11 protein-coding genes are annotated in these 14,012 nt (G+C 65.4%); 5 read left to right on the top strand and 6 right to left on the bottom strand.

What is annotated here, in order from left to right; all coding sequences use genetic code 11:
• Nucleotides 1-174 precede the first annotated feature (174 nt).
• Entirely contained in the window at nt 175-897 is a 723-nt protein-coding gene (pdeM, locus tag AC07Y0_RS16645; RefSeq protein WP_498678840.1) for a ligase-associated DNA damage response endonuclease PdeM, read from the top strand.
• Between the two features lie 137 nt (nt 898-1,034).
• Here the strand turns inward: pdeM and AC07Y0_RS16640 are convergent, their stop codons facing one another.
• Together AC07Y0_RS16640 and AC07Y0_RS16635 are read right to left on the bottom strand one after the other, a co-directional pair.
• The gene (locus tag AC07Y0_RS16640) at nt 1,035-1,472 is read right to left on the bottom strand and encodes a universal stress protein (RefSeq protein WP_498678839.1); all 438 of its coding nucleotides are present in this window, start codon (nt 1,470-1,472) and stop codon (nt 1,035-1,037) included.
• 242 nt (nt 1,473-1,714) lie between these two features.
• Nucleotides 1,715-2,620 (bottom strand): alpha/beta hydrolase family protein, encoded by a 906-nt coding sequence (locus AC07Y0_RS16635; RefSeq protein ID WP_498678838.1) that lies wholly within the window; start codon nt 2,618-2,620, stop codon nt 1,715-1,717.
• A gap of 142 nt (nt 2,621-2,762) precedes the next feature.
• Here AC07Y0_RS16635 and AC07Y0_RS16630 point away from each other — a divergent pair, with 142 nt between their 5' ends.
• Nucleotides 2,763-3,365, top strand: coding sequence for a TetR/AcrR family transcriptional regulator (locus AC07Y0_RS16630; RefSeq protein ID WP_498678837.1), 603 nt, complete (start codon nt 2,763-2,765; stop codon nt 3,363-3,365).
• Here the strand turns inward: AC07Y0_RS16630 and AC07Y0_RS16625 are convergent.
• Nucleotides 3,341-3,901, bottom strand: a complete 561-nt coding sequence (locus tag AC07Y0_RS16625; protein WP_498678836.1) for a dihydrofolate reductase family protein — start codon at nt 3,899-3,901, stop codon at nt 3,341-3,343. The two genes, AC07Y0_RS16630 and AC07Y0_RS16625, sit on opposite strands and share 25 nt — an antisense overlap.
• A 99-nt stretch (nt 3,902-4,000) precedes the next feature.
• Here AC07Y0_RS16625 and AC07Y0_RS16620 point away from each other — a divergent pair, with 99 nt between their 5' ends.
• The gene (locus AC07Y0_RS16620) at nt 4,001-4,513 is read left to right on the top strand and encodes a winged helix-turn-helix transcriptional regulator (RefSeq protein WP_498678835.1); all 513 of its coding nucleotides are present in this window, start codon (nt 4,001-4,003) and stop codon (nt 4,511-4,513) included.
• Here AC07Y0_RS16620 and AC07Y0_RS16615 read toward each other — a convergent pair.
• The 3 genes from AC07Y0_RS16615 to AC07Y0_RS16605 form a co-directional block, all read right to left on the bottom strand.
• Complete coding sequence (locus AC07Y0_RS16615) at nt 4,510-5,313, bottom strand: TIGR02186 family protein (protein ID WP_498678834.1); 804 nt, start codon at nt 5,311-5,313, stop codon at nt 4,510-4,512. The two genes, AC07Y0_RS16620 and AC07Y0_RS16615, sit on opposite strands and share 4 nt — an antisense overlap.
• A gap of 2 nt (nt 5,314-5,315) precedes the next feature.
• Complete coding sequence (locus AC07Y0_RS16610) at nt 5,316-6,233, bottom strand: sulfite exporter TauE/SafE family protein (RefSeq protein WP_498678833.1); 918 nt, start codon at nt 6,231-6,233, stop codon at nt 5,316-5,318.
• A gap of 210 nt (nt 6,234-6,443) precedes the next feature.
• The gene (locus AC07Y0_RS16605) at nt 6,444-10,208 is read right to left on the bottom strand and encodes a peptidoglycan-binding protein (RefSeq protein ID WP_498678832.1); all 3,765 of its coding nucleotides are present in this window, start codon (nt 10,206-10,208) and stop codon (nt 6,444-6,446) included.
• A 412-nt stretch (nt 10,209-10,620) separates the two neighbouring features.
• Between AC07Y0_RS16605 and AC07Y0_RS16600 the strand changes: the two genes are divergently transcribed.
• On the top strand, nt 10,621-12,414 hold the full coding sequence (locus AC07Y0_RS16600) for an acyl-CoA dehydrogenase C-terminal domain-containing protein (protein WP_498678831.1): 1,794 nt from the start codon (nt 10,621-10,623) through the stop codon (nt 12,412-12,414).
• A gap of 272 nt (nt 12,415-12,686) precedes the next feature.
• Nucleotides 12,687-13,895 carry an acetyl-CoA C-acetyltransferase gene (locus AC07Y0_RS16595; protein WP_498678830.1) on the top strand — a complete coding sequence of 403 codons (1,209 nt, stop codon included), beginning with the start codon at nt 12,687-12,689 and terminating at the stop codon, nt 13,893-13,895.
• Nucleotides 13,896-14,012 lie beyond the last annotated feature (117 nt).

The following is a 14,012-nucleotide window of genomic DNA, read 5'->3' as shown; positions in this document are numbered from 1 at the left end:
TAAACCACGGCAACGCCTCGCCCTTCACTTGGCGTTGAAACGTCCTCGACGCGAAATAGGCCGAGTGGGCGCCACGCGTTTTCTCCCCCCTTGTGGGGGAGATGGCCGGCAGGCCAGAGGGGGTGTTAAAAGCCTCGAAGTAAGGATCGCCGCCCAAGCGGCCGGGAACACGGAATGACCAGTTTGACAGCACGACGCCTTGCCGCCGACGAGACGCCACCCCCGGTGGAGATCGCGTTTCACGGAGTGAGCGCCGTCTGCGATCCGTCCGGCGCGCTCTACCTGCCCGATCTGTCCATGCTGGTCGTCTCCGACCTGCACCTGGAGAAAGGCGCCGCCTTCGCCCGGCGCGGCCAGCTTCTGCCGCCCTATGACACGCTCGCGACGCTGAAGATCCTCGAAGGGGTGATCGTCCGCCACGATCCGAAGATCGTCGTCAGCCTCGGCGACAATTTTCACGATCAGGTCGGTTCGGCGCTGATGCCCGAGGCCTATCGCCAGCGCATCGCGCTGATGGCGGCCGGCCGCGAATGGATCTGGATCAACGGCAACCACGACCCGGACGGCGCGTCCAATCTGCCCGGCATTTCGGTCGACGAACTCGCCTATGGCGGCCTGACCTTCCGCCACGAGCCGAGCCTTGCGGCGGGAAGGGGCGAGGTTGCCGGCCACCTGCACCCCTGCGCCACGGTCCGCCGCCGTGAAAAATCGGTCCGCCGTCCCTGCTTCGCCAGCGACGGCATACGCCTGATGATGCCGGCCTTCGGCGTGCTGACCGGAGGCCTCGACCTTCGCCATAAGGCCTTCACCGGCCTCTTCGACCGCGCCGCCCTGATCGCCCATCTGCTCGGCCGAGACCGGGTCTATTCGGTGCGTTTCGCCAACCTCATCGGCTGATCGGGATTTCGCCCCTGTCGCACGAGCCCGGCGACAGGCTCTGCGCGCCGCCGCCTGACTTCGCAGGGCGGTCGCACGCCCCCCCGGCTGGGGCCGGTCTCAGCCCGAGCCGCCAATTTTCAGAGCCGACCCCGCTGTCACCGATAGACCAGCACCGGGATCTTCGAATGCGTCAGCACCTTCATGGTGACGCTGCCGAGAACCAAGGCGCTGACGCCGCGTCGACCATGCGAGGCCATGGTGATCAGGTCGCAGTTATTCCTGACCGCCGTATCGATGATGCACTGATAGGGTTCGCCGCTGACGGCATGGACCGCCTCGCAGGCGACGCCCATCGAACCGGCCTTTTCCTTTAGGCCGGCCAGATGCTTTTCGGCTTCGGCCTTGGCGTGCTCTTCATAGGTGCTGCGCGTCCCGGCAAGCTGTTCGGCATTGGCCGAGAGGATGTGGAACGGCTCGATCACTGTCAGCAGGGTAACCTTCGCGCCGATCTCCTTGGCGAAGGAAAGACTGTTCTCCACGGCCGCCGTCGAGAGTGGCGACCCATCCGTAGGCACGAGCATGTGTTTATACATGGCAATGTCCTCCCAGGCGGAGGATCATACACCTCAATCGCCCCGGGCGCATGGACTTTGATGAATCGCCACGCGCCGCGCCGCGGCCAGGGGGAGGAGGCAGGTACCTGCTGCCTGCATCCCCGGGCCACCGTGCTCCCACGCGAAGAGAAGGCCCGCCGTCCCGGCTTCGTCACTGATGGTACCTGATGATGCCGGCCTTCGCGTGCTGACCGGCGGCTCCGACCTCCGCCACGAGGCCGTCACCGATCTCCGGAGCGATCCGGCCACGGATTGATGCCGTCCCGCAGCCAGAGCAGCGCGTCGAGCCAGAAACCGTTGGCATGGCGGGCATGGAAGAGGTCGAAATGCCCGATCCTGTCGAAGCCGAGATCGGACGGCTGGAGAAGGGCCTCGCTCGGCACGGCATTGCGATAGTAGGCGAGCGCCCGCCGAATGGCCGGCACGGTCCCCAGTTCGTCGTCCGACACGGCAATGGCCAGGATCGGCGCTCTCACGGCGGCGAAGCGCCGGAGCACCTCCGCCCTCTCGTGCGGCGGATGGCTGAGTTCCATGCGCGCCCGGCGAAAGCTCCATTCGTTGGCGACCGGCCCCGGCAGGTCTTCCAGCCAGCCGAGGCGCCTGCCGGGAAAAAAGCCGAACAGTGCGGTCAGTACCGGCATGGCCACGTGCCATTTGAAGAACAGCCGCCATCTCCCCTCCGCCGCATAGTCACGCCAATAGGCATATTGCGCGCCGACCGTCAGCATCCGGTCGATCCGGTCGACATTGCACGCCAGACCGGGCAGAAAGCCGCCTATGCTGTGGCCGACGACCAGGAGCGGTCCCTCCTTGCACCGGGCCGACATGAATTCGACGGCGGCTTCGAAATCGCATTCGCCCCAGTCGCGCCAGCGGTAGCCGCAACCCTTCAGTCGCGCCGGCCGGGAGAGGCCGATCCCGCGATAGTCGTAGGTCAGGACCTGAAAGCCGTGGTCGGCCAGGAAGCGTGCGAAATAGTGATAGTAGCGCGCAAGCACGCCGGTCGCCGGATTGATGATGACCGTGCCGTTCGGCGCGTCCTCCGCTCCGCCCCAGACATGCCCGCCGAGCATGACCCCGTCCCGGCAGGCGATCTCGACGGCGGTTCCCTCGGTGGGCTTCGCCATCCCCTTTGCCCCGGTCCCGACCCACGCCACGCCGGCCTCGTCCCGCCGTCCCATGCCCTTGCCTCCGCAATGTTCTGCCATCACGCAAGGCTAGCAAAATGAGCGGATTGTGCACACTCACTGGTCGGTATACATTGCCTGCATGACAGCGCCACCGAGACAGACCCGGGAAAGCATCATCTCCGCCGCCGCGAAGCTCTTCTATGACGAGGGCATCCGTCGCGTCAGCGTCGACGCGATCGCCGACAAGGCCGGCATTACCAAACGAACGCTCTACTATCACTTCGAGAGCAAGGACGATCTGGTCGCCGCCTATCTCGAACAGCGCGACCAGCCGAGCTTCGCCAGGTTCCAGCAATGGTTCGCCGAGGCGGAAGGTCCCTTGCCGGAGCGGATCAGGACCATCTTCGTCCGGCTCGCGGCCTTCGCCCGTCACCCGAAATGGAAAGGCTGCGGCTTCCTGCGCACCTCCGCCGAGCTTGCCAATATGCCCGGTCATCCGGCGATCAAGATCGGCGCGGCCCACAAGCGGCGGGTCGAGGACTGGCTCGCAGGGCTGTTCGAAGCGGACGGATTGCCCGAACCGCGCATGCTCGCCCGCCAGATCATCCTGCTGTTCGACGGCGCCTTCGCCGTCGTGCTGCTCAATCGCGATCCGGGTTATATGGAGACCGCGGGCGACGCGGCTGCGACCCTGGTCCGCGCTGCATCGTCTAGGCTTCAGCCTCCCGGCGCAGGCGCATAGCGCAGGATCACCCCGCCGGTCTTCAGCGGCCGGGTCTCGAGCAGCGTGAACACCCTCGGCGTCTCGGCTGCCTTGAAATGCGGATTGCCGCCGCCGAGCACGACCGGCACGATGCAGAGCCGGATCTCGTCGACCAGCCCGGCCTTGAGCAGGCTGTCCGTGAGTTCCGCACTGCCGAAGACGAAGATGTCCTTGCCCGGCTGCGCCTTGAGCGTGGTGATTTCGCCGACGATGTCGTGCACGATGCGGGTATTGTTCCAGTCCGCCCTGTCGAGGCTGCGGCTGGCGACGATCTTGGCGATCGCGTTCATGTAGTCCTTGATCTCCAGTTCTTCGCTTGCGTCGATCCAATAGGCCGCCATGCCCTCATAGGTCTTGCGGCCGAAGACGAGCAGGTCCGCCTGCCGGCCGATCTCCAGTGAATAGGCTCTCAATTCCTCGCCCCAGGCGAGTTGGTGATAACCGAGATCCCAGGGCGACTTGCCCTCGAAATAGCCGTCGAGCGTCATCAGGTTCCAGATGATCAGTTTGCGCATGGGGTCCTCCCTTTGAATGGCAAAAACTGATTGCGATATGCAAGCGGTTGTCTTTTAGCTCAACTGATGGCAGATCGCAACTGGTCGAGAGGAGACGCCATGTCCGAAACCCACCGCTCCGGATGCCCGATCAATCTGACGCTCGAGGTTCTCGGCGACCGCTGGAGCCTGATCGTCATCCGCGACGTCATGTTCGGCAACCGCCGCCACTTCCGCGAACTTTTACAGAATTCCGAGGAGGGGATCGCCTCCAACATTCTCGCCGATCGCCTGAAGAAGCTGGTCGACAAGGGACTGCTCAGCCGCGCCGACGATCCGAGCCACAAGCAGAAGGCGATCTACAGCCTCACCGAAATGTCGATCGACCTCGTGCCGCTGTTCGCCGAAATGGGCGCCTGGGGCCGCAAATATCTGGACGTGTCGGAAGACCTGGCCATCCGCGCCGAACTTCTGGAAAAAGGCGGGCGTGACCTCTGGCGGGATTTCATGGCCGAGCTTAAGGCCCTGCATCTCGGCACGCCGATGCCCGCCGGCACGCCGTCGGCGCTCGCGCGGCTGACCGCGGCCTATCTCGAGGTCAAGGCGAAGATGGAGACGGCCGAACGGGACTAGTCGCGGCGGAAGATCAGGCTCGCACCCCAGCCGGTGATCAGCGCCAGCAGCACCGAAAACATGCCGTAGGTCAGCGGGTTCTCGTGCGCCGCCTGCGAAATGGAATCTTCCAGGCCAGTCTTGATCACCCGGAGCGGCAGCTCCCGCTCGGCGATGAACTCGCCGGTCTTGAACAGATAGGCATGGGCGATGTGCACCCCGTCGGGAATATTGGCCGGCAGCCGGAGCGTCGCCTTGAACAGGCTGGAGCTGACGAAGCGCACGCCCGCCTCTTCGCCCTGGTAGAGGCCGCCTGTCTGCTTCAGTCGCCGGAACGCCTCGCGGAAATCCTTGAGATTGGCGGCATTGCTCAGGTAGCCGGTCGGCGTCAGCGCCATGTGGTCGGTACCGATGCCGAGCTGGGTCAGCGTCTGCGGCTTGGTGACTTCCGAAAGCGCCCGCGTGCTCGCCAGCGAATAGGAGGTCGGCATGCGCTCGAAGGTCATGGACGTGCGGTTGACCCAGATGCCGAACAGCCGGTCCTTGCGCCGCACCGTCGTGTCGTCGCGCGGCCCTTCCAGCGTCACGACCACGTCATACTGGCCGATCGCCAGCAGCAGCGTGTCGGTGTTGGTCACGGCGCCGAAAATGGTAAGATCGGCGCCGCGGAAATCCGAGGTGATGGCGATTTCGCTGGTGGAGGTGCCGATGTCGAGGCCCTCCTTGCCGGTCATGTCGGTCGCGAGCGGCACCTGGGCGCGGCTTTCGCTGCCGAGGAGAAGGACGGCCACGGTCGAGACTGTGAGGAGGAGCCGGCGCATCGTCAGCCTCCGATCGCGATGGAATAGAGGTCGTCCGGCGTAACCACCAGCTCGACCGCGAGCCTGAGCCCCACCGCCAGGACCAGCAGGCCGAGCAGCGCGCGCAGCTGTTCGCCGCGCAGCTTCTGGCCGACGCGCACACCGTATTGCGCGCCGATGACGCCGGCGAGCATCAGGATGAAGGCGAGCACGATGTCGACCGAATAGTTGGTCGCCGCCTGGACGATGGTGGTGTAGGCGGTGGTGAAGATGATCTGGAACAGCGAGGTGCCGACGACGACGCTCGTCGGGATGCGCAGCAGATAGATCATCGCCGGCACCATGATGAAGCCGCCGCCGACGCCCATCACCGACGTCAGGATACCGATGGCGAAGCCGAGCGCGATGATCGGCAGAACGCTCAGATAGATCTTCGACTTCTTGAACCGCATCTTGAAGGGCAGGCGGTGCACCCAGTTGTGCTGGCCGGGGCGCTTGAGGCTCACCGGCTGGTTCCGCGCCGCCCGGCGCATGGCGTTGAGGCTCTCCATCAGCATCAGGATGCCGACGGTGCCGAGAAAGACGACGTAGAGTAGCGAAATGACGAGGTCGAGCTGGCCCTGCCGCCTCAGCCAGGAGAAGATGAACACGCCGATCGAGGCGCCGGCGAGACCCCCGACGAGCAGCACCAGCCCGAGCTTGACGTCGAGCGTGCCGCGGCGGAAATGCGTAATCGCCCCGGAGACCGAGGAGGCCACCACCTGGTTGGCGCCGGTCGCAACGGCGACCACGGGCGGAATGTTGTAGAAGATCAGCAGCGGCGTGATGAGAAACCCGCCGCCGACGCCGAACATGCCGGACAGAAACCCGACGGCGGCACCCATTCCGAGAATGATGAAGATGTTCACCGACAGTTCTGCGATCGGCAGGTAGATCGTCACGCTCGGACCTCAAATGCGCCAGCCCGCCGAAGCGGGTTCAAAAGGGGGTCAAGTCGGGGATGCCGCCTGTGTTCGGCAGAAAGCGAAACAGGCTCAAGTCTTTGATCGGACTTGACCTATATCAGTTCTTTCTTGCGCCCCCAAGCAGGGTGAGTCAATTCTTGGGCCTGCCTTACGCCGGCTTTTTTCCATTTTTATGACGCGCCGCCTTTATTTGTTGCGCGCCAGCAGTTCGTTGACCAGCTTGTCCGTCACCTGGCCGGTCGGTTCCTGGCCGATCGACTTCTGGAAGGCCTTGATGGCGGAGACGGTCTTTTCGCCCATCACGCCGTCCGGCGTGCCGGCATCGAAACCGTTCCTGCCCAGGATCGCCTGAATGTTGCGGATCGCCTTCTTCATGTCGACGCTGGCGGTTTTCAGGCCCTTGCCGACCCACTCGTCCGGGATGTTGGCGGAGTTTGCGTCGACGTCGAGGGGCTTGGCCTTCCACAGGTCGACCTGGGCGCGGGCCCGCTCCAGCTGATCCGGCTTCATGGCATTGGCCACTTCGTCGCGCTTCTGGGCAGCGTCCTTGTCGCCTTCCTTGGCGACCAGCGCGAACCACTTGTAGGAAGCCTCGAGGTCCTGCGGCACGCCATTGCCGCGCGCATAGAGGATCGCCAGGTTGAACTGGCTGTCCGAGACGCCGAGATCGGCGGCCTTGCCGAACCATTCGGCGGCCTTGGCATAGTCCTGCGCCCCGTCGCTGCCCGAGGCGTAGAGGACGGCAAGGTTGTGCATGGCGCTGGCATTGCCGGCGTCTGCGGCCTTCTGGTAGAGCGCCTTGGCGGCTGCGATGTCGCGCGGCACACCGGTGCCCTTTTCCAGGAGGTTGGCGAGTCGGTACTGGGCCGGGGCGAAACCCTTGTCGGCCGAGAGCCTGTACCACTTCGCCGCTTCGGTGAAGTCGCTTGCCACGCCGCGGCCGTCGGTATAGCGCGCGCCGATTTCGAACAGCGCCAGCGGGTCGCCCTGCTTGGCGGCAAGCGACAGCGACGGCGGCGTGATCTCCGCCGGAACGACGATCTCGGCGGCCGGAGCCGTTGCCGGCTGGGCTGCGGTTTCGGCCTGCGGAGCGGCAGCGGCGACGGCGTCTTCCGGCAGTGCTGCCTTTGGCGCCGGGGCAAAACCGTCGGTCTGCTCGACCTGTTCGGATCCGGCCGGCGTTAGCGTCTGCGGCGCGCCGTCATCCAGTGGAGCATGCTCGGCGAGTGCGGCCGCCGCAGGGGCAGGCGCCTCGGTGGTGATGGTCGGTTCGGCCGGAACGGAGGTCGCGGCGAGCTGCTCCTCGGTCGCTGCGGACGGTTCGATCGCGGTCTGCGCGGCCGTTTCCTTGTCGTCGGCGACCGGCGCCATGCTGTTCTCGACGGTCGGTGCGGTGATCGTCGGCGGCGACTTCTCGCCCCGGGTCAGCGTATTGACGAGCGGCAAGGCCATGGCGGCGAGCAGGATCGCGCCGACCGCCATCAGGATAGGACGGCGATAGCGGGCAAGGGCAGAAACCTTTTCGGCAGCGTTCGACGGCATGGCCGAGGTGGTTCTCGGCGTATGCTCCATCTCGAGCGCGGCGGCCTGAGCGGCGCGGCGCGCGGCGGCGATATAGTCGGCCCGGTCGGCATCGGCGTCGCCGGCCGCCTCTCCACGCTGGCTGGCCTGGCTCGCCCGGACGCGTTCGAGGATCTTGCGGACGTCCGGCGCGCCGGAGCCCGGTTCCAGCAATTCGTTTTCTTCTTCCGAGGGCATGACCTCGGCCGGATCGATCGACGGCGCCTTGTCGATGTGGCGGCGGCCTGACGCGGCCTGCACGTCCTTCTTCTGGCCGGGCAGCAGGCGCTTGCTGAGGCCTGCGAGCAGGCTCGGCTTTTCTGCCTTCTTCTCCGACCGCGCCGCTTCGATCATCGGCGCTTCGGTCAGCAGCGTGTCGACCTGAACGGTTGCTGCGGCCTCGTGTTGTGCCTGAACCGTGTCGATGGCGGGCGCGCTCTCCGCAAAGGCCTGGGTGACTGGCTGCGCCCGTGCAGACTGGTCGACAGGCTGCGACCGCGGCGGGGCCTCAGGCGCGGCGGCGGCCTCATGCGCAAGACGCTGGCCGCTTTCACCCAGCTGGTCGAGCCGAGTGGCGATCTGCACCAGCGTGTCGTGCAGGGCCTCGAAGGTCCGGTGCGTGCGCTCCTCGGAATGGCGGCTGAAATCCTCGAGATGGCGCAGATGGTCGGACAGCGCGGAAAGTGCCGCCACGTCGGCCGTGCTGCCGCCCTGCGCCGGCGCCTGCCGTGCATAGGTTTCCATCACGGTTTCCGCCGCCTGGCGCGCCGCTTCGATGATGTATTCGTCGCTCGTCGCCATATAGTCTTCGAGCGCCGAGATGCGCCCGGCAAACTGCGTGCCCGAGCCGCTCTCGGCCGAGGGGCTGCTGATCAGCGCCGACAGATGGGCGATCTGCTCCTCGAGACCGCGCAGGCTGGCATTGTCGCCAGCCGGCGTCGCGTTCGTTTCTTCGAGCCGGTCGACCACGGCATTGAGGCGCTGTTCGAAATGCCGAAGCACGCTGTCGTCGATGCGGGCGGGGCTCGCCTCCGGGACGTCGATTTCCTCGATGCGGCGGGCCAGAAGGTCCAGCCGGTCGGCCAGCCGGTCGTTGACTTCGCCGTGGTCGAGCGCGTCGATCTTGCGGGAAATGTCGGCGAGATAGCTGGTCAGCTCCGGCTGCGGCACCGGCTTCTGCGCCCGTTCCAGTAGCTGCGACAGGTGGTCGAGGCGTTCCTCGAGTCGGTTGGCGGCCTGCTCGGCGGTCAGTTCCTCGATGCGCGCGGCAAGGGATTCGATCCGTTCGCCGAGATCGCTCGCTGGATCTTCCTCTGGGCGCTGATGCTGGGCGAGAAGCTCGATCTGGCGGGCAAGACCGGTGATGCGGTCCTCAATGCGCTGGAAGGTCGTGTTGTCGGGCGTATTGGCGACCGTGCGGCTACCGGCGGCGATCGCCCGGGTGATTTCGTCGAGCCGCATGTCGATGCCGGCAAACTGCTCCGTCAGCATGCGTTCGCTCGGATCGATATGGGCGCCGATATGTTCGAGGGCCGCCGCCAGCGTCACGAGCTTGTCTTCCAGCGCGTGGATGGCGCGATTGTCGCCCATCGTGCCGAGATGCGCCTTGATGTCGTCGAGCCGGTCGGCGAGCCGCACGAGTTCGTCCCTGAGGGTTGCCGGATCGGCATCCTCCAGCCGTTCCTCGATCTGCTCCCAGCGGCTTTCCATGTGGCGCACCGAATCCTCGCGCGCCAGACCGTCCATCAGCGAACGCAGTTCCTCGAATTCGGCGCGCAGCCCGTCGGCGCCCGGCGCCCGGACCTGGCCCAGGTGCTGGATGCTGTCGGCAAGGCGGGCAATGTCCTCGCGCACGTCGTCGGACGGGCGCTGCTGTTCGGCAAGGCTGCGGATGCCCCGCATCTCGTTGCGCAGGCCGCTGATCTCGCGGGCAAGCCCCTCCGAAATGTCCTGCTTCAGTTCCTGGCGCAGCCCGAGCAAGGCCTGGGTGATGTCGCGGGTAATCGTCTCGGCCGGAAAGGCGGCCGGCTGCTGCGGCTGGATGGAAGCGGAGCGCGGCTGCGGTGCCGGCATGTAGGGATCGGCGCGTTCGGCCGTGCGGGGCGCGGGTACGGCGCGTTCCAGCGGGCGCGAGCGGCTTTCCTCGAGCATGCGCTGGCGCTGGCGGATCTCTGCGAGCGGATCGGGGCGCTGGTCGCGCTCGGAGCGCAGCAGGCGTTCCTCGACGCGCTCGCGCACGCCTTCGCGTCTCGGCTCCTCCGGCAGGCGCGGACGCGCCGTGGTCCCCATCAGGCCTTCGATGCGCGCCTCCAGCCCTTCGATCGTGCGGTTCAGCGCGTCGAGCGATGAAGCGCCGCCGGGGCGGGAAGGAGTAGATCGCGATCCGTTCATGGTCTTGCTCGCTTCGGTTCAGGTCGCCCCGGACCGAAGGTCCCGGGGTGTGGTGATGCTCGGCGATGGTCGGCTCCGGTCGCTTGGCCGGAACAGATGCCCGGCAGTGGCTTGGGACCGGATATCCGGAGGCCGCCGCGACGCAGTGCGGATCATCACCTTTCGCCCGCAACAATTCACGAAACGTGGTAAACAACCCGTTAACCGGACTGAAAAAACTTTTAACGCTTTCTGAATTATCCTGCGCTGGGGGGCTCGTGGATTCGGCTGCGCAGATGCGACCCGGCGGCGGGAAAGCGCAAAAAATCCTCCGCGCTGCAGATTTTGACGTTTACGCAAACGTCAATATTTTATATATAGCCTGAACCCATCCGGACCCCGTCCGGCATCTAGTCTCGGAGGAAGATGATCCATGCCTGTCTACAAGGCCCCGGTAAACGATACGCTTTTCGTTCTGAACAATGTGCTCGGCCTCGACCGCTACCACAATCTGCCCGGTTTCGAGGACGCCACGCCGGACATGATCGAGGCCATTGTCGGCGAGGCTGCGAAGCTGGCCGAAGGACAGCTCTTCCCGCTCAATCTCTCCGGCGACCAGGAAGGCTGCAAGCGCAACGACGACGGAACCGTGACGGTGCCGAAGGGCTTCAAGGAAGCCTATGACGCCTATTGCCAAGGCGGCTGGATCGGTCTCGCCGTGCCGCAGGAATTCGGCGGCCAGGGCCTGCCCTACACGCTGCACGCCGCCGTCGGCGAATACATGTCGTCCGCCAACATGGCGTTGATGATGTATCCGGGCCTGACCCAGGGCGCGATCGCCGCGATCCTCGTGCACGGTTCGGACGCGCAGAAGCAGACCTACCTGCCGAAGATGGTTGAGGGCACCTGGTCCGGCACCATGAACCTCACCGAACCCCATTGCGGCACCGATCTCGGCCTGCTGCGCACCAAGGCGGTTCCGCAGGGCGACGGCTCCTACAAGATTTCCGGCCAGAAGATCTTCATCTCGGCCGGCGAACACGGCATGACCGACAACATCATCCATCTGGTGATCGCCCGCATCGAGGGCGCGCCGGAAGGCACCAAGGGCATCTCGCTGTTCATCGTTCCGAAGTTCATGGTCAATGAAGATGGTTCGGTCGGCGCGCGCAACACCGTTTCCTGCGGCGCGATCGAGCACAAGATGGGCATCCACGGCAACTCGACCTGTGTGATGAACTATGACGAGGCGACCGGCTATCTGCTCGGCGCCGAGAACAAGGGCCTTGCCGCCATGTTCGTCATGATGAACGAGGCCCGCCTCGGCGTCGGCCTCCAGGGCCTGTCGATCGCCGAAGTCGCCTACCAGAATGCCGTCAACTATGCGCGCGAGCGCATCCAGGGCCGCTCGCTGTCGGGCGTCAAGGCGCCGGACAAGAAAGCCGACCCGATCATCGTTCACCCGGACATCCGCCGCGCGCTTCTGACCATCAAGTCCTTCACCGAAGCCGGCCGCGCCTTCACGCTGTGGACCGCGCTGAAATCCGACATCGCCCACCGTTCCGGCGACGCGACCGAGAAGCAGACGGCCGACGACCTGCTCGGTCTCGCCACCCCGATCCTGAAGGGTGTTCTGACCGACAAGGGCTTCGATCATGCCGTCATGGCGCAGCAGGTCTTCGGCGGCCACGGCTATATCGAAGAGCACGGCATGAGCCAGTATGTCCGCGATGCCCGCATCGCCATGATCTACGAGGGCGCCAACGGCATCCAGGCGCTCGACCTCGTCGGCCGCAAGCTCGGCGCCAATGGCGGCCGCGCCGTCATGGCCCTGTTCAAGGAGATCGGCGATTTCTGCGAGGAAAACCGCGCCGACGAAAACCTCTCCTTCTTCACCAAGTCGCTGAAGAAGGGGCTGAACGACCTGCAGGCCTCGACCATGTGGTTCATGCAGAACGCCATGGCCAAGCCCGACAATGCCGGCGCCGGCTCGACCGACTACATGCACATGTTCGGCCTCGTCGTGCTCGGCTACATGTGGGCGAAGATGGCCAAGGCCGCCAATGAAAGCCTGGCCGCCGGCACCGGCGATGCCGACTACTTCAAGAACAAGCTGCTCACCGGCCGCTTCTTCATGGAGAAGATCATGCCGGAGACGGCACTGCGCAAGATCCGCATCGAGGCCGGCGCCGACAGCGTCATGGAAATGGCCGCCGAAGCGTTCTGATAGTGGCTGAGGACGCCCCCTCACCAACAAAATCGGGCACTTAGCTGCGCTAAGCTGCCGATTTTGTAACCTCTCCCACAAGGGGAGAGGGGGGCGCCGAGCTCGCGGAGCCGGCATCTCTCCCCTTGTGGGAGAGAAAGCGATTTCAACATCTTAGCTTTAGCTAAGTGTTAGAAATCGCAAGTGAGGGGGTGCTTGAAGCAAACGCCGGGCCAGCCTGTCGGCCCGATAGAATTCCACGGCAACCCGGTTGCTACCAAGGGAGAGAACCAATGACCGACGTATTCATCTACGATCACGTGCGCACCCCGCGCGGCCGTGGCAAGAAGGACGGCTCGCTGCACGAAGTGCCGACGCCCCGCCTTGCCGCCAAGGCGCTGGAAGCCCTGCGCGACCGCAACGGCCTCGACACCGCCACCGTCGACGACATCATCTTCGGCTGCGTCGATCCGGTGATGGAAGCCGGCGCCGTCATCCCCAAGGCTGCCGCCTTCGAAGCCGGCTATGCCTTTGCCGCCCCCGGCATCCAGATCTCGCGCTTCTGCGCCTCCGGCCTCGACGCCATCAACCTCGCCGCCGGCAAGGTCATGGCCGGCTCCGACGACATCGTCATCGCCGGCGGCGTGGAGAGCATGTCGCGCATCGGCATGGGCATGTCCGGCGGCGCCTGGTACATGGACCCCTCGGTCAACTTCCCGGCCTATTTCATGCCGCAGGGCGTTTCGGCCGACCTGATCGCCACCAAATATGGCTTTACCCGTGACGACGTCGACGCCTATGCCGTCGAGAGCCAGAAGCGCTCCGCCGCCTCCTGGGAAAAGGGCCATTTCGCCAAGTCGGTCATCCCGGTGAAGGACCAGAACGGCCTCGTCATCCTCGACCGTGACGAGCACATGCGCCCGAGCACCGACATGCAGTCGCTGGCGAGCCTCCAGGCTTCCTTCCAGATGCCGGGCGAGATGGGCGGCTTCGAAGCCGTCGCCATCCAGGCCCATCCGGAGATCGAAAAGATCTCCTACGTCCACCATGCCGGCAACTCGTCGGGCATCGTCGACGGCGCCGCCGCCGTGCTGGTCGGCTCCAAGGCCGGCGGCCAGTCGATGGGCTTGAAGCCGCGCGCCCGAATCCGCGCCTTCACCAACATCGGCTCCGATCCGGCCCTGATGTTGACCGGCCCGGTCGACGTCACCGAAAAGCTCCTGAAGCGCTCCGGCATGAAGATCTCCGACATCGACCTGTTCGAGCTGAACGAGGCCTTCGCCGCCGTCGTGCTGCGCTTCATGCAGCATTTCAACGTCAGCCACGACGTGATGAACGTCGCCGGCGGCGCGATCGCCATGGGCCATCCGCTCGGCGCCACCGGCGCCATGATCCTCGGCACCGTGCTCGACGAACTGGAGCGGCGCGACCTCAACACCGCGCTCGTCACGCTCTGCATCGGCGCCGGCATGGGCACGGCGACGATCATCGAGAGAGTCTGAGGCTTTCCGCCATGAAAGCCCCTCACCCCGCCTCCGCTTCGCTCGGCGCACCCTCTCCCCGTAAACGGGGCGAGGGGACCGAAAGCGTCGCGGCCCGTCCTTTCTTCCCGCCTGCGG

The sequence above is a fragment of the Allorhizobium sp. GW101-3B10 genome (assembly GCF_059424725.1).
Note: the sequence above shows the minus strand (reverse complement) of the source record. Positions and strands in the feature narration are given on the sequence as shown.